The organism is Gemella sp., from assembly GCF_057272915.1.
In genome coordinates this window covers 26,742-47,438 of sequence record NZ_DBHIUF010000005.1, presented here as the reverse complement: position 1 = coordinate 47,438, position 20,697 = coordinate 26,742, and the positions used below count along the sequence as shown (strand labels likewise).

At 32.6% G+C, this 20,697-nt stretch carries 19 protein-coding genes; 4 read left to right on the top strand and 15 right to left on the bottom strand.

Features of this window, described 5'->3' with window-relative positions; all coding sequences use genetic code 11:
- Genes purH through purE form a run of 8 tightly spaced genes read right to left on the bottom strand, consistent with a single transcriptional unit; the run spans position 1 to position 10,413 of the window.
- Positions 1-1,521, bottom strand: coding sequence for a bifunctional phosphoribosylaminoimidazolecarboxamide formyltransferase/IMP cyclohydrolase (purH, locus tag ACO6OL_RS03355; RefSeq protein ID WP_485502132.1), 1,521 nt, complete (start codon positions 1,519-1,521; stop codon positions 1-3).
- Entirely contained in the window at positions 1,518-2,081 is a 564-nt protein-coding gene (gene purN, locus ACO6OL_RS03350; protein WP_485502131.1) for a phosphoribosylglycinamide formyltransferase, read from the bottom strand. Before purN ends, purH begins: the two co-directional genes overlap by 4 nt.
- Positions 2,078-3,082, bottom strand: a complete 1,005-nt coding sequence (gene purM, locus ACO6OL_RS03345) for a phosphoribosylformylglycinamidine cyclo-ligase (protein WP_485502130.1) — start codon at positions 3,080-3,082, stop codon at positions 2,078-2,080. The genes purN and purM overlap by 4 nt, the downstream gene beginning before the upstream one ends.
- Entirely contained in the window at positions 3,082-4,533 is a 1,452-nt protein-coding gene (gene purF, locus ACO6OL_RS03340; RefSeq protein ID WP_485502129.1) for an amidophosphoribosyltransferase, read from the bottom strand. Before purF ends, purM begins: the two co-directional genes overlap by 1 nt.
- Positions 4,526-5,227 (bottom strand): phosphoribosylaminoimidazolesuccinocarboxamide synthase, encoded by a 702-nt coding sequence (purC, locus tag ACO6OL_RS03335; protein ID WP_060914745.1) that lies wholly within the window; start codon positions 5,225-5,227, stop codon positions 4,526-4,528. Before purC ends, purF begins: the two co-directional genes overlap by 8 nt.
- Positions 5,227-8,904 (bottom strand): phosphoribosylformylglycinamidine synthase, encoded by a 3,678-nt coding sequence (locus tag ACO6OL_RS03330; protein WP_485502128.1) that lies wholly within the window; start codon positions 8,902-8,904, stop codon positions 5,227-5,229. Before ACO6OL_RS03330 ends, purC begins: the two co-directional genes overlap by 1 nt.
- Positions 8,897-9,940, bottom strand: a complete 1,044-nt coding sequence (locus ACO6OL_RS03325) for a 5-(carboxyamino)imidazole ribonucleotide synthase (RefSeq protein WP_485502127.1) — start codon at positions 9,938-9,940, stop codon at positions 8,897-8,899. Before ACO6OL_RS03325 ends, ACO6OL_RS03330 begins: the two co-directional genes overlap by 8 nt.
- Positions 9,937-10,413, bottom strand: a complete 477-nt coding sequence (gene purE, locus ACO6OL_RS03320) for a 5-(carboxyamino)imidazole ribonucleotide mutase (RefSeq protein WP_485502126.1) — start codon at positions 10,411-10,413, stop codon at positions 9,937-9,939. Before purE ends, ACO6OL_RS03325 begins: the two co-directional genes overlap by 4 nt.
- Positions 10,414-10,880: 467 nt before the next feature.
- Here purE and ACO6OL_RS03315 point away from each other — a divergent pair, with 467 nt between their 5' ends.
- Both ACO6OL_RS03315 and ACO6OL_RS03310 read left to right on the top strand, forming a co-directional pair.
- On the top strand, positions 10,881-11,063 hold the full coding sequence (locus tag ACO6OL_RS03315) for a type II toxin-antitoxin system HicA family toxin (protein WP_271965256.1): 183 nt from the start codon (positions 10,881-10,883) through the stop codon (positions 11,061-11,063).
- Positions 11,064-11,091: 28 nt separating this feature from the next.
- Entirely contained in the window at positions 11,092-11,487 is a 396-nt protein-coding gene (locus tag ACO6OL_RS03310; RefSeq protein ID WP_485502125.1) for a type II toxin-antitoxin system HicB family antitoxin, read from the top strand.
- Positions 11,488-11,709: 222 nt separating this feature from the next.
- Here ACO6OL_RS03310 and ACO6OL_RS03305 read toward each other — a convergent pair whose 3' ends face one another.
- Positions 11,710-12,519: an HAD family hydrolase gene (locus ACO6OL_RS03305; protein ID WP_485502124.1), complete on the bottom strand. Its 810-nt coding sequence runs from the start codon at positions 12,517-12,519 to the stop codon at positions 11,710-11,712.
- A 153-nt stretch (positions 12,520-12,672) separates the two neighbouring features.
- Entirely contained in the window at positions 12,673-14,046 is a 1,374-nt protein-coding gene (locus ACO6OL_RS03300; protein WP_485502123.1) for a glycine--tRNA ligase, read from the bottom strand.
- A gap of 368 nt (positions 14,047-14,414) precedes the next feature.
- Here ACO6OL_RS03300 and ACO6OL_RS03295 point away from each other — a divergent pair, with 368 nt between their 5' ends.
- Together ACO6OL_RS03295 and ACO6OL_RS03290 are read left to right on the top strand one after the other, a co-directional pair.
- Positions 14,415-15,107, top strand: a complete 693-nt coding sequence (locus ACO6OL_RS03295; protein WP_485502122.1) for a CPBP family intramembrane glutamic endopeptidase — start codon at positions 14,415-14,417, stop codon at positions 15,105-15,107.
- A gap of 9 nt (positions 15,108-15,116) precedes the next feature.
- Positions 15,117-16,274, top strand: a complete 1,158-nt coding sequence (locus ACO6OL_RS03290) for an MFS transporter (RefSeq protein ID WP_485502121.1) — start codon at positions 15,117-15,119, stop codon at positions 16,272-16,274.
- A 139-nt stretch (positions 16,275-16,413) separates the two neighbouring features.
- Here ACO6OL_RS03290 and ACO6OL_RS03285 read toward each other — a convergent pair whose 3' ends face one another.
- From ACO6OL_RS03285 to fba, 5 genes are all read right to left on the bottom strand, one after another.
- Positions 16,414-16,752: an LPKTxAVK-anchored surface protein gene (locus ACO6OL_RS03285; protein ID WP_314160530.1), complete on the bottom strand. Its 339-nt coding sequence runs from the start codon at positions 16,750-16,752 to the stop codon at positions 16,414-16,416.
- A gap of 404 nt (positions 16,753-17,156) precedes the next feature.
- The gene (locus tag ACO6OL_RS03280; RefSeq protein WP_485502120.1) at positions 17,157-18,107 is read right to left on the bottom strand and encodes an Rpn family recombination-promoting nuclease/putative transposase; all 951 of its coding nucleotides are present in this window, start codon (positions 18,105-18,107) and stop codon (positions 17,157-17,159) included.
- A gap of 69 nt (positions 18,108-18,176) precedes the next feature.
- Positions 18,177-18,308, bottom strand: coding sequence for a hypothetical protein (locus ACO6OL_RS03275; protein WP_314160532.1), 132 nt, complete (start codon positions 18,306-18,308; stop codon positions 18,177-18,179).
- Positions 18,309-18,538: 230 nt separating this feature from the next.
- Positions 18,539-19,576 (bottom strand): M42 family metallopeptidase, encoded by a 1,038-nt coding sequence (locus ACO6OL_RS03270; RefSeq protein WP_485502119.1) that lies wholly within the window; start codon positions 19,574-19,576, stop codon positions 18,539-18,541.
- Positions 19,577-19,808: 232 nt separating this feature from the next.
- Positions 19,809-20,675: a class II fructose-1,6-bisphosphate aldolase gene (gene fba, locus ACO6OL_RS03265; RefSeq protein WP_485502118.1), complete on the bottom strand. Its 867-nt coding sequence runs from the start codon at positions 20,673-20,675 to the stop codon at positions 19,809-19,811.
- Positions 20,676-20,697 lie beyond the last annotated feature (22 nt).

Sequence of the window (20,697 nt, the reverse complement as noted above, 5' to 3'; positions counted from 1 at the left end):
TTAGTGTTTAAAGTGGCGTATTTTACTGAAGACCATTGCCACACCTTTCTCATTACATGCATCTATGCTTTCTTGATCTCGTATAGATCCACCTGGTTGCACTATCGCAGCAATACCGTAATCAGCCGCAATATCAGCATTATCTCTCATCGGGAAGAATGCATCAGAAGCTAGCACTGCACCTCTTGCTTTTTCCCCTGCTTGTTCTAAAGCTATTTTACATGAACCTACTCTATTCATCTGCCCAGCACCAATTCCTAAAGTTTGCCCATCTTTTACTACTACTATTGCGTTTGATTTAACGTGTTTTACCACTTTTAAGCCAAACTCAATATCTCTTTGTTGACTTTCATCAACTTTTTTCTCAGTTACACTTTCATATTCATCAGCAAGTTTATCATTAAAATCTTGTACTAAGATTCCACCACGAACACTTTTAATTTGTTGTTCATGATTATTATTTTTTTCTGATAGTTTGTAAATACGTAGATTTTTCTTTTTAGTCAGTATCTCTAATGCTTCTTCATCATAATCTGTTGCTAGTATAATTTCTAAAAAGATACTGTGCATTTTTTCAGCAGTTTCTTTATCTACTTTTCCATTTACTGCAACGATTCCGCCAAAAATAGACACAAGATCCGCTTCATAAGCTCGACTATATGCTTCAAACACAGAATTTCCCGTCGCTACTCCACATGGATTCATGTGCTTAACAGCAACACATGTAGTTTCATCAAACTCTGAAAGAATATCTAAAGCTGCAGAAGCATCTTGGATATTATTGTATGACATTTCCTTACCGTGCAGTTGAACAGCATTTTGCAAAGCATAGCTTTCATTATTATCTTGTACGTAGTGGTAAGCTTTTTGATGAGGGTTTTCCCCGTAACGAAGACTATCTTGAAGTTTATAAGATAATGTTAATCTTTCAGGTACAAGTTTATCTTTTTTATTAAAGTAATTGGCGATAGCAGCATCGTAACTTGCAGTAGTATTGAATACTTTTATAGCTAAAGCACGACGTGTTTCATACGTTATGCCACCTTGCTCAAGCTCTTCTAGAACTTTTTCATAGTCATTGATATCAGTAACTACTGCTACATCGTTGAAGTTTTTAGCAGCACTTCTAAGCATGCTAGGACCACCGATATCAATATTTTCGATAATTTCCTCTTCACTAACCCCTTCTTTTTTTACAGTAGCTTCAAAAGGATATAAGTTTACACAAACTAAATCGATATACTCGATATTATTTTCAGCTACATGTTTATTATGAAGTTCGTTTCCACGTTTTGAAAGTAATCCACCATGAATTTTAGGGTGCAAAGTTTTTACACGACCTTCTAAAATTTCTGGAAAATGTGTAACATCTTCGATACTAATACAGCTCACACCATTATTTTTCAAATGCGTATAAGTTCCACCTGTACTAATTACTTCGAAACCATATTTTTCTAAACCTTTTGCAAATTCTACAATATTCGTTTTATCACTTACACTTATTAATGCTCTTTTAGTCATAGTGCCTCCTCAACTAACTTTAATATTACTTCTGGATATAATTTATGTTCTAGTTTATGTACTTTTTCAGTAACAGTTTCTATAGTATCATCTTCTAAAACTTCAAATGATCTTTGAGCGATTACTTCTCCACCATCAAGTTCTTCATTTACATAATGGATACTAATTCCTATCTCTTTCTCACCTGCATTGAACGCTTGTTCGATAGCATCTTTTCCTTTAAATTTTGGTAATAAAGACGGATGTAAATTAAGAATTGTCTTTTTATATTTTTCTAAGAAATACGGTGAAATGATTCTCATATATCCTGCTAAAAATATATAGTCTAAATCTTTAACTTTCTCTAATATTACACTTTCATATGCTTCTTTCGACTCAAAATCTTTCGAAGAGAATATGAATACTTTAATATTTCTATCATGTGCTTTTCTAATAACCGCTGCATCTTTTCTATCGCACACTAATAGCTCAATTGAAATTTTGTCTTTTAATCTTTCATCATCAGCAATTTTTTCGAAATTACTTCCTGTTCCTGATGCAAATATCGCTACTTTCTTCATACAATTTTTATTCCACTTTCATCTGTTACTTCACCAAGGACAAACGCATTATCAATTAATGATAAAGTTTTATCTACGTCTTCCTTGTTTACTATTAATGCCATACCTACACCCATATTAAAGATATGATACATTTCTTCCTCATCAATCTTACCTTTTTCTTGTAGGTACTTAAATATTTCTGGTACTACATATGAACCTTTATCAATCTTCATACCTAGTCCATCTTTTAGAGCACGAGGTAAATTCTCATGGAAACCTCCCCCAGTAATATGAGCTATCCCTGCTACTCTTACCTCATCTAGTACTTTTAGTACTTCTTTTACATAGATTTTAGTAGGTGTTAATAAAGTTTTTCCTACTGTACTTCCGTTAAATTCTTCGTTTAAACCAATATTATTATCTTTTAAAATTTTTCTTACTAAAGAGAATCCATTAGAATGTACTCCACTTGACGGAAGACCTATCACAACTTGACCTGCTTTTGTATTTTCTGTACTTAATAATAGTTCTTTTTCTTGAGCACCTACGCAGAATCCAGCAATATCGTATTCACCGTCTTCATAAAATCCTGCCATCTCAGCAGTCTCCCCACCTACTATCGCACATCCTGCTTGGACACAACCTTCGGCAACACCTTCAACTATCGCTTCTACTTGTTCAGGGTAGTTTTTACCTACCGCTAGATAATCTAGGAAAAATAACGGAATAGCACCTTGAGCTAATATATCGTTAGCACACATCGCTACTACATCGATACCGATAGTATTATGAATATCTAATTCGAATGCAAGTTTTAATTTAGTTCCGACACCATCAGTACCACTAACTAATACTGGATTTTTAAAGTTATAACTACTAAGGTCAAACGCTCCCCCAAAACCACCGATAGCTGACATCATACCAAGATTTTTAGTACGAGCTACGTGTTTTTTAATACGTTCCACACTTTCATAACCTGCTTGCAGACTTACACCACTTTCTTCATACTTCTTACTCATTACATTCTACCTCTCTCTTTTAGAAATTGTTTTTGAATATCTGTCATAGAATTAACGTAGCTTTCTTCATAGTCATATAGACCTGCTGAATAATCCCCGTTATAACACTCCATACATAATCCCGTATAAGGAGCATCATAATTTAAACCAATAGAATCTATCAATCCTTGTTCACTTAAGAAACCTAGTGAATCAGCTCCAATAATTTCACATATTTCTTCATTTGTTTTGTTTGCTGAAATAAGTTCTTCTGTAGTAGATATATCTATTCCATAAAAACTTGGGAACATAAGTGGTGGACAAGCAATTCTTACGTGTACTTCTCTTGCTCCCGCTTCTTTTAGCAATTGAACTATTCTTTTACTAGTAGTTCCTCGAACAATCGAATCATCGACTAAGACAATACTCTTACCTTGAACTACACCTCTAACCGCTGACAGTTTCATTCTTACACCTTGTTCACGAAGTTCTTGAGTAGGTTGAATAAATGTACGAGCTACATATTGATTTTTAATTAATCCCATTTCATATGGAAGTCCACTTTCTTCTGCATAACCACTAGCTGCTGATAAAGATGAGTTAGGTACACCAATTACCATATCAGCGTCTGGTGTAGGTTGTTCTTTAGCAAGTGTACGCCCTGTTCTTTTTCTAGCACTATGTACATTAATACCAGCTATATTAGAGTCTGGTCTAGCGAAATACACATATTCCATCGCAGCGATTGCTACTTGTGTATCTTCTGTATATTTCTCGATTCTTATACCTTTATCATTAATAGTAACTAACTCACCTGCACCTACATTACACACGAACTCAGCACCGACTACATCTAGTGCACAAGTTTCACTTGCTGCAACGTACGCTCCATTTTTCATCTTACCTATCGCTAAAGGTCTAAAACTATTTGGATCTACTGCTCCGTAAAGAGTATTTTCAGTTAAGACTAGATATGTAAATCCACCTTTAATAATATTTAGACTTTCTTTAAGCTGTTCTTTAAAAGTTTCTTTTTTACTTCTTCTAATAAGATGAATAAGTACTTCAGTATCTGAAGAAGAATGGAATATTGCACCTTGCTGTTCTAATTCTTTTTTTAGAGTTTTAGCATTAATCAAGTTACCATTGTGACAAATACCAACACTTATATCATAAAAATGAAATAGAAATGGTTGAATGTTTTGAATACTATTGCTACCACTAGTCGCATATCTAACATGCCCAATAGCACTTTCTCCAACTAGTCTTTCTAGTTTTTCCTTATCACGAAATACTTCTGATACTAAACCAAGATCACGATGTCCTCGTAATTTAGTACCATCTTTAGAAACAATTCCTGCTCCTTCTTGACCTCTATGTTGTAAACTGTGCAACCCAAAGTACGTCACATTACTTGCTTCAGGATGTCCCCAAATACCAAATACTCCACATTCTTCATTAAGACTACGCATTTTTTAATCTCCTTAAAACTTCTTCATAAGCTTCCATTACAGAACCTAAATCTCTTCTAAATCTATCTTTATCTAATTTTTCATTTGTATCTTTATCCCAAAGACGGCATGTATCTGGAGAAATCTCATCAGCAAGAATTATTTCACCATCTTTAGTTTTCCCAAATTCAATTTTAAAATCAACAAGTACTAAGTTTGCATCTAAGTACAATTTTTGTAATAGTTCATTGATTTTTAAAGCTTGATTTCTGATATTTTCTAACTCTTCTTCTGTAACGATTTCTAATGCCACTGCATGATCATTGTTAATTAGTGGGTCGTTTAGTTCATCATTTTTATAACTTAACTCAAAGACAGGTTTTTTTAATTTTTTCCCCTCTTCAAGTCCATATTTTTTCGCCATAGAACCTGCTACTATATTACGTACAATTACTTCTAAAGGAATAATAGTAACATGCTTACAAATTTGGTCTGTTTCATTAACTTTTCTAATAAAGTGTGTTTTTACACCTTGTTTTTCTAAGTATTCAAAGATTAATGAAGTAATTGTATTATTGAATACTCCTTTTCCTTCAAACTCTTCTTTTTTTACACCGTTAAAGGCAGTAGCACTATTTTTATAATGTACATATATTTCATCATTGTTTTCACATTCGAACAGTTGTTTAGCTTTTCCTTCGTATAAAAGTTTCATTATTTTCTTCCCCCTTTGAAGTAATTCACTCCATTTTTGAATATATCTTGTTTTACTTTTATTGTATTTGTTTTATATAATGTAGCTCCGTATCTCTCGCTGTGTCCCATTTTCCCTAGGATAAGTCCATCTTCACTAATTAATCCTTCAGTAGCTAGAAGTGAACCGTTAGGATTGAAACGACCATTTAATGTAGCATTCCCATCGAAATCACTATATTGGAAAGCAACAAGATGTTTAAATTTGTTAATATTAAGTCCTACTACTTTACCCTCACCATGACTGAACACTACTTCATGTTGATCTCCAATATTAAAATCTTGTAACCAAGGTGAGTTTGTATTAGCTACACGAGTAAAAGCTGTAGTTGAAATATGTTCATAACTATCATTCCTGTATAGTGTTAGGTCATCTTCTGCCAACTCTCTAACTTCACCGTATGGTAATAGCCCTGATTTTAGTAATGCTTGGAATCCATTACATACACCTAAAATTAATTTTTTCTGAGCAAGGTGTTTATGAATCGCATCTTTAACTTTTTCGTTTTTTAAGAAGTTTACAATGTATTTAGCACTTCCATCCGGTTCATCCCCACTCGAGAATCCTCCAGGGAACATAATTATATGAGATTCTTCTATAGCTTTAGTGAATTCATCTATAGATTGTTCAATATCATTTTCACGAGTATTTCTAATAACTACTGTAATAGGTGTAGCTCCAGCTTCTAAGAAGGCTTTTTCACTATCGTACTCACAGTTAGTACCAGGGAATACTGGAATAACTACTTTTACATCTTCTACATATTCTGGATAATATTTTTTCTCTTTATATTCTGTATGAAGATTTTCAACATTACCTTTATCTTCATTTTGATACAATGGATAAACTTTATTTAGTGTTTTTGTATACGCTTCGTAAATATCTTTATGCATAAACACTTCGTTATTAATTATAATTCTTTCACTAACTTTTCCTAATTTTTCAAACGGTAGTTCTACCGTTGCTTCTACTACAAGAGACGCTGGATCAAAGTTAAGAATGTTTTCTTTTTCAACTTCAAAACCAAGATCATTACCTAGTGACATTTTCACTAATGAAGCGGCAATACTTCCTTCTTCTTGGACATATGCAGATACTATCTTACCTTCTTTAATATATTTATGAACAAGTTCGTAATTTTCTAAAGTTTTCTTAATATCTGGGTATCCTTTTTCATCTTTTTCTACAGGAACATAGTATAAACTATTGCCAACTTTTTTCAGTTCAGGAGTAATTACATCAGTTATTTTTACAGGTGTACAAGCAAATGAAATTAATGTCTCAACTACATTTAAGTCATTGAAAGTACCCGACATACTATCCTTACCTCCGATACTTGGTCTACCTATTTCTTTTTGAGCATAAATACTTCCTAATAAACTTTGAGTAACTTTACCCCATTTAGTACTATCAGTTCCTAATTTTTCGAAGTATTCTTGGAATGAGAAGTATAAGCTGTCTTTATTTCCACCTACTGCGTAAACTTTTGCTACTGATTCTAACACCGCGTAAATAGATGAAAGGAATGGTGAGTAGTACGAAATTTTCGGAATAAATCCATATGTTAAGATTGTCGCAGTATCACTTGTTGTATGTAATGTTGGTAAAGCTTGAACACTCGCTTGAACTGGTGTAAGTTTATGTTTCCCAGCAAAAGGCATAAGCACTGTAGTTACACCAATAGATGAGTCGAATTTTTGCGCTAGGCCTTTTTGACAAGTTACATTTAACTCACCTAATTCGCTTAAGATGTTTTCACGAGTTACCTCTTTATTTAAGAATGGATTAGCGGCAGTATTATCTTTCATCGTAACTGATGATCTTTGACGAACACCACTAGTTTCTAAGAAATCAGCACTCATATCAACAACTTTCTCATCGTTATAATACATTTCTAATCTACGTCTATTAGTTATCGTAGCAACATGAGCGTATTCAATATTTTCTTTTTCACATTCACGAATAAATGTCTCATAATCTTTTTTATCTATCGCTACTGCCATACGTTCTTGAGATTCACTAGTAGCAAGTTCTGTCGCATTAAGACCTTGATATTTAGTAAGAACTTTTTCTAAATGAATTTCAATACCATCAGAAAGTTCACCGATAGCTACACAAACACCACCAGCTCCAAAGTCATTACATTTTTTAACAAGTCTTGTAACTTCTGGTTTTCTAAATAAACGTTGTAACTTACGTTCTTCAGGCGCATTACCTTTTTGAACTTGGCTAGACATTGTATTTAATGAATCGTTAGTATGTTCTACACTTGAACCACTCGCACCTTGAATACCATCACGACCAGTTCTACCACCTATCATTACAACAATATCACCATTGACAAGAGTTTCTCGTTTATAATCTCCGTCTTTAACGGCTCCGACTACAGCACCAACTTCCATATGTTTAGCTACATAGCTATCGTCATATAATTCACGGACAAAAGTAGTCGCAAGACCAATCTGGTTACCATATGATGAGTTACCATGTGCAGTTCCTTTAGCTATATCCACTTGAGGAAGTTTGTGTTTTAGAGTATCTTCACGTTTTTGTAATACATTACCACTTCCTGAAATACGCATAGCTTGATATACGTAACTACGTCCTGATAGTGGGTCTCTAATAGCTCCCCCTATACAAGTACTCGCTCCCCCGAATGGCTCGATTTCACTTGGGTGATTGTGAGTTTCATTTTTGAATTGGATTAACCAACGTTCTTTTTCACCATTATTTTCTATAGTAGTAAAGAATGAACACGCATTAATTTCTTCACTTACTTCAATATTTTCATCTTTTAGTACTTTTACATGGTATTTACCAATGATACTAGCCATATCCATAAGCGTGATAGGTTTATCGTTACGATCAAGCTCATCACGGACATTTAAGTAATAATCAAATGCATCTTGCATCTCTTTTTGGAAAAGTTCTGACTCAATTTTAACTTCATCCAATACAGTTTCAAATGTAGTGTGTCTGCAATGGTCACTCCAATAACAATCTAACACATAGATTTCAGTCTCAGTTGGTACACGACCTTCTTTTTTGAAATAATCTTGAATAAATACTAAGTCTTCAATATTCATCGCTAGAGAAAATTCTTTTTTAAGACCAAGTAACGCATCTTTGTCAAACTCTAAAAATCCAGCTAAGTCTTTTAGTGGTTTTGGAGTAGAATCTAGTGTGAAGTCAAGAATTGATAAATCTTTCTTACGAGCTTCAATAGGATTTACTAAGTAGCTTTCTACAAGTTCTAGTTGCTCATCTGTTAACTGTTTATTAAAAAGAACTAGCTTGCCACTTCGTACAGTTGCTTTACTTTTTGAGTTAAGCAATCTTATGCTTTCTTTTGCGCTGTCAGCTCTTTGATCGTATTGAGCAGGTAGAACTTCATAAGCAAAGTACTTCCCATCATTAAGCTCAATATCTTCAAATACTTCATCAACAACAATCTCAGAAAACACAGAAGTTTTAGCCAGTTCATAAGTTTCTTCATCAATATTAAAGACATCATAAATTACATACAACTCCACAGAGTCAAGACCTAGATTAAACTCTAAGTTCAAGTTATCTCTTAGTTGTAATTCTTCTTTATTATATCCATTGCGTTTCTTTACAAAAATTCGTTTATTAGTCATGTTCTCCTCCTAAAATTACATCACCGTAAAAATTAATATGTCCTATTTTTCTATCTTGGCGTGGTTCTTTTTCATATAAATGTAAGTACCCACCATTATTTTTATACACATCTATAAAATACTCTAAATCTTGACCAAGTATATTATAAAGTGTTGTTTCTTTATTCTCTATCTTACCTACTTTTAAGCCACAAATAGCTTCAATATGAGCTCTAAATTGACTCTTAGTTGCACTCTGCATCGTTATATGCCCTGAATTGTGAACTCGTGGTGCTATTTCATTAAAAATCACCTTACCTTCACTTATAAAGAACTCAACTGTAAGTACCCCATAATAGTCAAAATTGCTAAGGATTCTTTTAGTATACTCAATCGCAAGAGCTTCTTGTTCTTTAGTTGCTGTAGTAGGAACTTTCGAACGATATAAGATATTATTTCTATGTTCATTTTCTACTACTGCGACAATATTTACCTCATCTTTATCTTTAACCGCAACTACCGAGATTTCTTTATCAAGTTTAACGAATTCTTCTAATAACGTATGCGGTTCTACTTCTTCACTAGAATTTATCATTTTCTGACCTTTTCCATCATAACCAAAACGTACAGTTTTCATTAAATAAGGTTTTGTTATTTCCACATTTGTATCTTCTTCAACATATATATAGTCTACTGTTGGTATCTCTAGTTTTCTAGCAAATTCTTTTTCATAATATCTATGCTGCGTAGTTCTTAATACTTCCGCACTTTGAACAATGTTATACTTTTTCTCTAACTTTTCTAAAGAAGCGGCATCAATATTCTCAAATTCAAAAGTAATGACATCACTAAGCGAGCATAACTTTTCTACACTTGCGAAATCATTAAACTCTGCTTGAATAAAAACATCGCTAAATATTTTAGCGCAACAGCTGTCGCTAGGATCTAGAACAGCAATTTTATAACCCATCTCCTTGGCACTCATAGCAAGCATTCTTCCTAGTTGACCGCCACCGATTATTCCAATAGTTTTTCCTGGTAAAATTGTCTTAATCATAGTTTCATCTCTTCCAATACTATTCTTTCTTGTTCTTTTTTGAATTGTTCGTATTTATCAGCATACTTTTTATTAGTGATTCCTAGTATTGACAAAGCACTAATAGCCGCATTTTTTGCACCTGCTACACCTATTGCCATAGTTAAGACCGGAACACCTGCAGGCATCTGAACTATTGAATACAATGAGTCAACTCCACTAAGAACACTCGATTTAATCGGAACACCAATGACTGGTAATGTCGTCATAGAAGCAACCATACCCGGAAGATGTGCTGCCCCTCCTGCCGCAGCTATAATTAAAGAATAGCCATTACTTCTTGCATTCTTTGAAAATTCAACTAATAAATCTGGTGTCCTATGTGCACTTACTACTTTTTTATCAAAAGGAATTTCGAATTCTTCTAACAACTTACAAGTTTCTTCCATCGTCGTATAATCCGATTTCGAACCCATAATCACCGCAACTTTCATACTTTAAGCTCCTTTTTTTATTTAAATGTACGTTTTTTAATCATATATTTGCGTAAAATATCTTTATCGTACGTCTACAAATAAAATTATACTACTTGTTTAAATATTTATCAAGTAGTATCTAGAGAAAAATCGGATATTTTTTTATTTTTAATCTGAATTACTAAATATTTCATGAACTTTTTTCGTTTAATTCTTATTCCAAATATTGATTTGCATAATTAAATACAGACATTTAATTTTTAAGCACTCTAGATCCTTGATACACTTGACTTTTAAAAAATACTCTCCGAAAGCTCTCCAAAGTTAGATGAAAAAACCTATTTTTTGGTATAAATCATTTTAGAAACTGAAAAGCAAAATAAGAATATTTTAAGATGAAAAAAATTAAAATTAATAATCTTCTAAAAAAATATTTACATATGTTAAAACATATGTTAAAATATATATCGTTAGGAGGTAAACTCATGAGTTCGAAAGAATTAATAAAACAGCTTAATAAATTAGGTTGGCAAGAAGTCCGAATAAAAGGAAGTCACCACCAATTTAAGCACCCTAACAAAGATTATCTTATAACCGTACCACACCCAAAGAGAGATTTACCAAAAGGTACGGCACAAAAGATATTAAAACAAGCGGGCTTGAAATAAAGCCCCTTGATTTTAGGAGGTTAACCACATGAAATATATGTATTACGCAGTATTTACACAAGAAAAAGATTATATAGATATAACATTTCCCGATTTAAAAGGTTGTATTACTTTTGGTGATAATTTAGAAGAAGCTTTATACATGAGTAAAGACGCTCTAGAGGGTTATTTATTAGTATTAGAAGATGAAAAAATGAGTATACCAAAACCAAGTACATATCAAGAGTTACAAGCTAAATTAGACACCAATCAACAATTACAATTAATTAATGTTGATACTGATTTTATTAGACGTAGAGAAGAAAACAAAGCAGTAAATAAAATGGTTACTTTACCAAAATGGTTAGTAGACTTAGGGAAAGAGAAAAAAATAAACTTTTCACAAGTATTACAGCAAGCGTTAAAAAACGAATTAGGAGTATAACAAAGTTAAATAGACAGTGGAATAAATCCACTGTTTTTATTTTTAATTTAATATAAGTAATTAATAAAGGGAGTGACTCAAAAATTATAATTTCTAAGAAACAAGATTTTGTTGAGTCACCCCCCCGCACAGTTTATTAGATATCTAAAAAGCTTTTATAAAGCGAATTTAGATATCAATAAACCTCGTTCATGAGTTCTCATATACACTATTTTAAAATTATTATATCTTTTTAATAAAATTCTCGATAGCATATGCTACTCCATCTTCATTATTTGATTTTGTAACATAATCTGCATACTTTTTCACATCATCAGTAGCATTTCCCATAACAACTGAATATCCTACAGTCTCGAACATTGGTATATCATTTTGTCCATCACCGAATGCTGCTAATTCATTTTTAGTTAGCTTTTCAAAATCACTAATAAATTCTATCCCCTTAGACTTTTTAGCGTTCATATGCGTAATTTCTAAGTATCCATTAAGTGATTGTTGAAATGTTAATTCTTCATTTGAATATTGTTTTTGCACATAATCTACTATCTCTTCAAAAATTTCTTTATTATATTCAATAAAAGAGACTTTATAAATATCTTTTTCTTCTTTGAAAAACTCTTTAAAATCTACAATACTATAAGCAACTTTTACAATATTATATTCTCCTATTATCGCATCAGTTTCTAAATCAATATTCCAATTTAGCTCATCATACAAACTAATTCCAGTACTAGGAAATTTATCTCTTATGTCTAATACCAAATTTTTTGCTACTATAAAATCTAACGGCTGTCTATATAAAATTATATTCTCATTATTTTTCTTTTCGAAAATTAATGCGCCATTAAATGAAACATGAATACCATCTATCCCTAGTGTATTGATTATATTCTCCATTTTTTGAGGCGAACGCGCTGATACTAAAGTAAAAGGTAATCCACTTTTCTTTATAGCGTTAATATTCACTTCACATATTTCTCCCTTACTGTTAAGAACTGTTCCATCTATATCAGAAAATAAATGTTTAATCATAAATTACCTCCGTAATCTTCTATAATTAAATAATATCATTATTCTTTAGATAATTACAAGTGCCCTCTATATTTCTTAAGAGATTTTTCCCATGCTCCGAATTTAACAAAGAGCAAAAAAACACCCAGAACTAACGTTCCGAGTGTTCATTAATTAGAATTTAATTTTTTCTTCGATGTATTGTTTTAATTCAGCGATTGGAATACGAGTTTGTTCCATAGTATCTCTATCACGAACTGTTACCATTCCATCGTTTTCTGATTCGAAGTCATAAGTGATACAGAATGGAGTACCAACTTCATCTTGTCTTCTATATCTCTTACCAATTGATCCAGTTTCATCGAAATCAACCATAAAGTCCACAGCTAATTGTTGATATACTTCAACAGCTTTATCACTTAATTTTTTAGAAAGCGGTAAGATAGCAACTTTGTATGGAGCTAACGCTGGATGGAATTTAAGAACTGTACGAGTATCATTTTCCCCAACCTCTTCTTCGTTGTAAGCATCACATAAGAATGCTAGAAGAACACGATCAACCCCTACAGATGGTTCGATACAATATGGGATGAATTTTTCATTTGTGCTTAGGTCTTGGTAAGTTAAATCTTGACCTGAGTGTTCCATATGTTGTTTTAAGTCGTAGTCTGTTCTTGAAGCAATACCCCAAAGCTCTCCCCAACCGAATGGGAATTTGAACTCGATGTCAGTAGTTGCATTAGAATAGTGTGATAATTCTTCTTGATCGTGGTCACGTAGACGGATATTTTCTTTAGTCATACCTAAGTCTAGTAAGAATTTTTCACAATTATCTTTCCAAGTTTTGTGCCAATCTAATTCTGTTCCTGGTTCACAGAAAAATTCTAATTCCATTTGTTCAAATTCACGAGTACGGAAGATGAAGTTCCCTGGTGTAATTTCGTTACGGAATGATTTACCGATTTGTCCAATACCGAATGGTAATTTTTTACGCATACTACGTTGAACATTTTTAAAGTTTACGAAGATACCTTGCGCAGTTTCTGGACGTAGGTATATTTGGCTTGTAGAGTTTTCTACTACACCTTGGTTCGTTTTGAACATAAGATTAAATTGACGAATGTTAGTGTAGTCATGGCTACCACATTCTGGACATTTAATGTTTTCACGGTCGATAATAGCTTCTAATTCTTCAAACGGAAGACCATCAACTACTACATCTTCATTTTTTTCATTGAAGTAATATTCTTCGATAAGTTTGTCAGCACGAAGACGTGATTTACAAACTTTACAGTCCATCATAGGGTCACTGAAGTTACCTACGTGTCCAGATGCTTCCCAAGTACGTGGGTTCATGAAGATAGCTGCATCTAATCCTACATTATATGGTGATTCTTGAATGAATTTTTTCCACCATGCTTTTTTTACGTTATTTTTTAATTCAATTCCTAATGGACCGTAATCCCAAGTATTAGCTAGTCCACCATAGATTTCAGATCCTTGAAATACGAATCCTCTATTTTTTGCAAGAGATAAAATTTTCTCCATTGTTTTTTTCCTCCTAATTTTAAAATATAAAAAGCCCTAGATATGCCGTAGCACATCTAGGGACGAAATAATTTCCGCGGTTCCACCCTGATTAGTAAAAACTCAACTTTATCAATATTAAGTTGTATTTAATGCCAATATTGTTGCTGAACTTTCACCATCATCAGCTCGCTTACTTTTATTTTATTCTAACATTAAATTGATAAACTTTCAAGAGAAATAAACGAATATTTTCTGAAAATTTCTTGAAATCATATTATAGCAATGATTTATCATTCTAAATTTACTTATATATTAAACAATAACAGTTGTATATGTAAATTATAGATGCTATAATAGAATTTAACAAAATAATTTAAGGAGGGTTTATGAGATTTTCATTCACTCGTGGCAATGTGAGCCACTTACTTCTTAGTGGATTGATTTATTTACTCGCTGTATTTATTCTTCCACTACAACTCCCTCGAAATATAACTATAGATAGACGTGTTACCATTGTACTATTTCTGTCATTAATTGCAACACTAATTCTTAGTATCTTATCCAGAAAAAGCAGAAATGATATTGATAGACAAAAGAGTATATATAATCCTATTACATTAATCGCGATTGGAATTATTGGATTTGTTTCAATGATGTTATTACAAGGTTTTATAAATGGTTTGTTAGTATACCTATCAAACTTTTTTAGTTTTGAGACTAAAAGTAGAAACACAAATAATGTCGTTGAAATCATAAGAGTAAAACCTTATTTCATTCTCTATGTCGCGGTTCTTGGACCTATTATGGAAGAACTATTCTTTAGGAAAGCAGTCTTTGGATATTTTTATGATGCTATGATTGGTAGTAAGGAATGGATTAGATTTACGATTCCAGCATTAGTAACAGGAATTATCTTCGCTCTACCTCATGATGGTATTTCTGCTATTATGATAGTTTATATCGGGATGTCTTTTGTGTTTAGTTTTCTATATGTAAAGACTAAAAGTATACTTACACCAATAGTGTCGCATATTCTTATGAATAGCTTAGTCGTGCTAGTTCAACTATATTTCACATAGGAGGTAAATATGACATCAAAAACATGGTTATCCACTAACTACTTTTTACAATTTTTAGTAACTGGGACGTTCTTACCATTCTGGATGGTTTATCTAACATCGGTAAAAAACTTGAGTGTCTTAGAGGCTAGTTCGATATTTTCAATGCTTTATATTGCAAGGGTTATTAGTGGAATATTTTTAAGTCCATATTTAATAAAAAAATATAATATTGATATCACTTTGAAACTATCTGTGGGAATTGGATTAATTCTTGCGGTGAGTTACGGCTTTACTAATGAAAAAATAGTACTTGGATTAATTACATTTTTATTCGGTATGATTTACTTCATGGTGAGTCCCCTAGTCGAAGGACTAGCGTCATTATTTTTACGTGAAGAAAATATAGACTACGGAAAAGCTAGAACATATGGTTCATTAGGATTTACGGTAATCGGTATAATTATCGGTGGAATCTTAGGTTATGTTGGTAACGAAGCTTTATATTACATACTAATATTCTTAGTTGCATTATATTTAGTATTCATGTTCTTACCACAGCCTAAGCTGGTAAAAAGTCTAAGCTTTGAAGAACCAAATACGAAAAAAGAAAAAGAAAGCTTATACAGTTGGGTCTTAAAAGATAGAAATGCAATTTTACTTATTATCACTGTATTTCTATACCAACTTTCACATACTGCATACAATAACTACAATGCACTATATTTAGAAAGTATGAACATATCAGCAAAATGGCTTTCTGGTGTTATTCTTAACGTATCAGTTATTGCGGAAATAATATTCTTTATCTTCTCGAAAAGATTGGTTAAAAGAATCAAGCCAAAAAATCTAATGGTATTCGCTGGTGTTTGTGCTATCATTCGTTGGGGAGCATTAGCTATATTCCACAACATCTATGTTTTCACAATTATGCAGACATTCCATGCGATTACATTCGCGGTTGCTCATATCGCCTTTATTTTAATACTGAATAAAGATTACAACAATAAAGAAATTATCGATATGCAAAATCTATACACAGCCATCTGTTTCCAACTTAGTATGGCAGTAGGACTGTACATCATGGGTGCTCTATGGGATATTAGTACTTCATACGTATTCTACGCATCAGCAATTATCGCAGCTCTCGGTACAGCAGTCGCGACAAGAATAAAAACAATTAGATAACAGAAAAAAGACCTCAAGAACCAGATGCGACTCTGAAATCTTGAGGTCTTTATGTATATAATAAATACATAAAATGAAATATAAAATAAAAAAGGAGTTTGATTAATCAAACATCCTTTTCTATTTACTTGTATCAGTATTATTTAACTGCTGAAGTTTTTGGTAAAGCTTTTTGTCCAGCTGGTTTTTTAGCTGGTGCCATAGCTTTTCCTTTTCCACGTACAACACCGTCTTTATCTACAGTAGCGTTGTTAGCTTTTCCAGTTTTAGCTTTTGAAGAATCTACTTGAGCTTTGTTGAATGGCTCTGGAGTTACTTGTTCAAAAGTTAAGTCGTGTGAATCATCTTTTGAAGTTCCTGTAACAGCGTTATCTGATGCTGTAACTCCGTTTGGTGCTGATACTTCTTGAGCTAATGCTGCAGGTGCTGCTGCGAATAGAGATGCAGCAAATACTGATAATAATACTTGTTTTTTCATAGTATTAAGTCTCCTTTTAAATAATAATTTTTTGATTTTTATACGACAGATTATCGTATATAGTTATTATAGTGATTTTCATGTTAAAAGTCAAGTTTTTTTCTTAAGTTTTTTATTATTTTTCGTTAAAATGTAATAGAAAAGTGCTATTAATTAGCCGTTTTATATTTTTTATATAGTATTTATTTTAAAGCTAAACCTTTAGTTATAAGTTACGTAAATAACTTGAACTTTCATTTAACTAAACTAAATATTACATTAAACTAAGTATTATTCTTCATACTTATTTTATTAATTCACTATCCCACACTATCTTTCCCAATAAACTACTAATAAATCTGTATATGAAGCCCCGTTATACTCTTGTTGTCTTGTTGCTTCATCGTACATACATTTCTGTTCTCCTATAAATAGGTTCCGAGCTCCTGCTCACTTAGATTTAATTTTTGTGCTCCCAACTCTTTTGTAATAATACCTTCTTTTACTAAGTTCACTATTGCCGTTATTCTTCCTTGCTCAATACCTTGTTCAATTCCTTGTTCAATTCCTTGTTCAATTCCTTGTTCAATTCCTTGTTCAATCCCCAGTCTCATACCCTCAGCACGTCCTTCTTCCTGTGCATAAGCCAATGATGCCCAGTAGTGGTCTTGTTGTCTTGTTGCTTCATCGTACATACGTTTTTCCTCCTTGCTCCAGTTTCTAAGATTTAATAAATTATCGGCTTTAACAAGTACCTCATCAGGTTCGTTTGTGTACTGTTTGTTTCCAAAAAATTCCAGCCATCTAATTTTTTTATAATCGTTGTTTAAGTTTTCTCTATATTTTTTTAATTCTAGAAATACTATTTTTAATAACGGAATGTCTTTAGTATTATTTTCTACGTACATTTTTAATTCTGTATTTCTAGTTTCTTCTTTGATTAAAAAAGTACTTATAGCTTCATCGCCTTCAAAGTAGTTCTTATCGACGATAGCTGCTACGTATACTGGTGGTAATTTTTTATAAATCGCCAACTTCTCTTCTTCGTTTTGTTTTAGTCTCTCAATATTATCATTAACCTGTTTGCATAAATATGCCCAAATTCGATTAATGAAAAATACTTGTTTAGCAAGTTGCACCTCGATAATTACCTGTGCGTGGTTATCTAATTCGACAAGAATATCCACAGCTATGTTAAAGTCTGATTCTACATTACTGTTTGCTGCGAATATTTGATTTCCTTCAATAAGCTTAGCACTTTTTGCGGGTAATTCGAAAATATCCTTAACAAATTGCAATGCCACTTCTTCATTACGAAATACCTTTTTAACCACTAAATCGTAAATTGGTTTTATATTTTTATGTCGTTCTTTCATTGTATTCTCCCTCCCCATTTTATATTATAGAGAACTATTTTATTATAAACAGTTAAGTAAGTCATCAATCTATAAGCTTCGCCCTTTCCGCTGCAATCCGAAAATATTCTTTACATATTGTAATGCCACTTCTTCATTACGAAATACTTTTTTAACCGCTAAATCATAAATTGTATATATATTTTTATGACGCTCTCCCATTGCATCCACCTCCCTTTTGCTGTTACCTAAAGTATATCATATATAAATAATTTATGCGAATATTAATTAACGCCAAAAAAACTTTAAACAGGGGAATTACTCAAAAATCGTATTTTCTAAGAAATCGATTTTATCGTCTTCCCCTGCAAAGTTTATTATATATCTAAAAAGCTTATTAAATCAATTTACATTAAATTTTATCACTATTTTTTTCTCAACTTAATTCATACTTATTTTATTAATTCACTTCGTAAATATACATCTACCATCTTATGTGTTTGTTTAACTGAATCTATATGTGTTCTTTCATAAGAATGACTCGATTCTATCCCTGCACCTAGCAATGCATGTTTTACTTCAGCACCTGCTCGCATCGCAGCTGACGCATCACTTCCATAATATGGATAAATATCTAATTTATATTGAATATCATTATTTTTTGCTAATTGTACTAGATGATTACGGAATTCATAATTATACGGACCACTTGCATCTTTTACACAGATTGATACTGTATATTCATCAGTCTGTTGGTCATCTCCCATAGCTCCCATATCAACGGCTAGGTATTCTACTGCTTCTTTCGGAAGATTTGAATTAGCACCATGCCCTACTTCTTCAAAAACACTGAACATAAAGTGTGTTGTCTGAGGTAACTCTATATTTTCTTCCTTATATTTTCTTAGTAAATCTAAAAGAATCGCAGCACTAACTTTATCATCTAAGAAACGACTTTTTATAAATCCTGTTTCTGTAATTATTGTACGAGGATCAAAGCTTATAAAATCACCTACATCAATACCTAAGTCACGTGTCTCTTTCTCATTTCTTACCTTCGCATCTAATCTTACTTCCATATTATCTTCAGTACGTTCTGCAGTTCCTGCATCTTTATATACATGAGTACTAGTTTGATGTATTAAGATAGTTCCACTAACAGTTTTTCCTGTACTAGCTACGTGAACAAGGCAGTTTTCACCTTCTATCATATTCCATGGATAACCACCTATCTTAGCCATTTTTAAGCGACCATCTGCTTTAACACCGCGTACCATCGCTCCTAATGTATCTACGTGAGCTGTTACGACACGGTGTTTATTATCGTCCCTACCTTTAACTACTACATTTACTCCACCTTTATTAGTACGGATTGCTGTATAACCTAATCTTTCTACTTCCCCTACTATGTAATCTGCGACTTCTCTCGTATAACCTGTTGGTGAAGGAATGCTTGTAAGTTTTTTTAAATAATCTATTGTTTGTTGCATAGAAATGCTCCTTTATCTAAAATTGTATATAAACAAAAGGGAGTGACTCAAAAATCGTGATTTCGTAGAAATTGATTTTGTCGAGTCACCCCCGCATAGTTTACTAGATATCTAAAAAGCTTTCATAAAGCGAATTTAGATATCAATAAACTACTGCGTCTATGAGTTATCATATACACTTTTTTTAGTTCAGGACTTTTGGTTCAGCCCTTTATATAAAATTGCGTAGTTATTATGCTTTGTTTCTTGAACCGAAGATATCGATTTTTTCGTGAACCATAGCTTTAATAGCTTCAAATCCAGGGTTTAATAATTTACGAGGGTCGAATCCTTTAGGTTTAAGATCTCCACCTTCTTCAACATATTTACGTGTAGCTTCAGCAAACGCTAATTGACATTCAGTATTAACGTTAACTTTAGATACTCCTAGAGAGATCGCTTTTTGGATTTGGTCAGTTGGAATACCTGAACCACCGTGTAATACTAATGGAATACCATCAGTGATTTCAGCGATTTTTTCTAAAGTTTCAAAGCTTAATCCAGCCCAGTTTTCAGGGTATTTACCATGAATGTTACCAATACCTGCAGCTAGGAAGTCAATTCCTAAGTCAGCCATTGTTTTACATTCGTTTGGATCAGCTAATTCACCAGTACCGATAACTCCATCTTCTTCACCACCAATTGAACCTACTTCGCACTCGATTGATAATCCTTTAGAGTGAGCTAAAGCGATCATTTCTTTAGATTTAGCAATGTTTTCTTCGAATGGATAGTGAGATCCATCGAACATAACTGAACTAAATCCAGCTTCGATAGCTTTTTGAGTTCCTTCGTATGAACCGTGGTCTAAGTGTAATGCAACAGGAACTGTGATGTTCATTTCTTCAACCATAGCTTCTACCATAGCTGCAACAGTTCTGAAACCAGTCATGTATTTAGCTGCTCCCTCACTTACACCTAAGATTACTGGACTTTTCGCTTCTTCACAAGCTGCTAAGATAGCTTTTGTCCATTCTAAGTTATTGATATTGAAATGCCCTACTGCATATCCTTCTTTTCTTGCTTTTACAAGCATGTCTTTTGCTGGTACTAATACCATGTTATTTGTCCTCCTTAAATAA

Coding starts and splice junctions, on each gene's coding strand:
- purH (WP_485502132.1), bottom strand. CDS start 1,521: ATGACTAAAAGAGCATTAATAAGTGTAAGTGATAAAACGAATATTGTA.
- purN (WP_485502131.1), bottom strand. CDS start 2,081: ATGAAGAAAGTAGCGATATTTGCATCAGGAACAGGAAGTAATTTCGAA.
- purM (WP_485502130.1), bottom strand. CDS start 3,082: ATGAGTAAGAAGTATGAAGAAAGTGGTGTAAGTCTGCAAGCAGGTTAT.
- purF (WP_485502129.1), bottom strand. CDS start 4,533: ATGCGTAGTCTTAATGAAGAATGTGGAGTATTTGGTATTTGGGGACAT.
- purC (WP_060914745.1), bottom strand. CDS start 5,227: ATGAAACTTTTATACGAAGGAAAAGCTAAACAACTGTTCGAATGTGAA.
- ACO6OL_RS03330 (WP_485502128.1), bottom strand. CDS start 8,904: ATGACTAATAAACGAATTTTTGTAAAGAAACGCAATGGATATAATAAA.
- ACO6OL_RS03325 (WP_485502127.1), bottom strand. CDS start 9,940: ATGATTAAGACAATTTTACCAGGAAAAACTATTGGAATAATCGGTGGC.
- purE (WP_485502126.1), bottom strand. CDS start 10,413: ATGAAAGTTGCGGTGATTATGGGTTCGAAATCGGATTATACGACGATG.
- ACO6OL_RS03315 (WP_271965256.1), top strand. CDS start 10,881: ATGAGTTCGAAAGAATTAATAAAACAGCTTAATAAATTAGGTTGGCAA.
- ACO6OL_RS03310 (WP_485502125.1), top strand. CDS start 11,092: ATGAAATATATGTATTACGCAGTATTTACACAAGAAAAAGATTATATA.
- ACO6OL_RS03305 (WP_485502124.1), bottom strand. CDS start 12,519: ATGATTAAACATTTATTTTCTGATATAGATGGAACAGTTCTTAACAGT.
- ACO6OL_RS03300 (WP_485502123.1), bottom strand. CDS start 14,046: ATGGAGAAAATTTTATCTCTTGCAAAAAATAGAGGATTCGTATTTCAA.
- ACO6OL_RS03295 (WP_485502122.1), top strand. CDS start 14,415: ATGAGATTTTCATTCACTCGTGGCAATGTGAGCCACTTACTTCTTAGT.
- ACO6OL_RS03290 (WP_485502121.1), top strand. CDS start 15,117: ATGACATCAAAAACATGGTTATCCACTAACTACTTTTTACAATTTTTA.
- ACO6OL_RS03285 (WP_314160530.1), bottom strand. CDS start 16,752: ATGAAAAAACAAGTATTATTATCAGTATTTGCTGCATCTCTATTCGCA.
- ACO6OL_RS03280 (WP_485502120.1), bottom strand. CDS start 18,107: ATGAAAGAACGACATAAAAATATAAAACCAATTTACGATTTAGTGGTT.
- ACO6OL_RS03275 (WP_314160532.1), bottom strand. CDS start 18,308: ATGGGAGAGCGTCATAAAAATATATATACAATTTATGATTTAGCGGTT.
- ACO6OL_RS03270 (WP_485502119.1), bottom strand. CDS start 19,576: ATGCAACAAACAATAGATTATTTAAAAAAACTTACAAGCATTCCTTCA.
- fba (WP_485502118.1), bottom strand. CDS start 20,675: ATGGTATTAGTACCAGCAAAAGACATGCTTGTAAAAGCAAGAAAAGAA.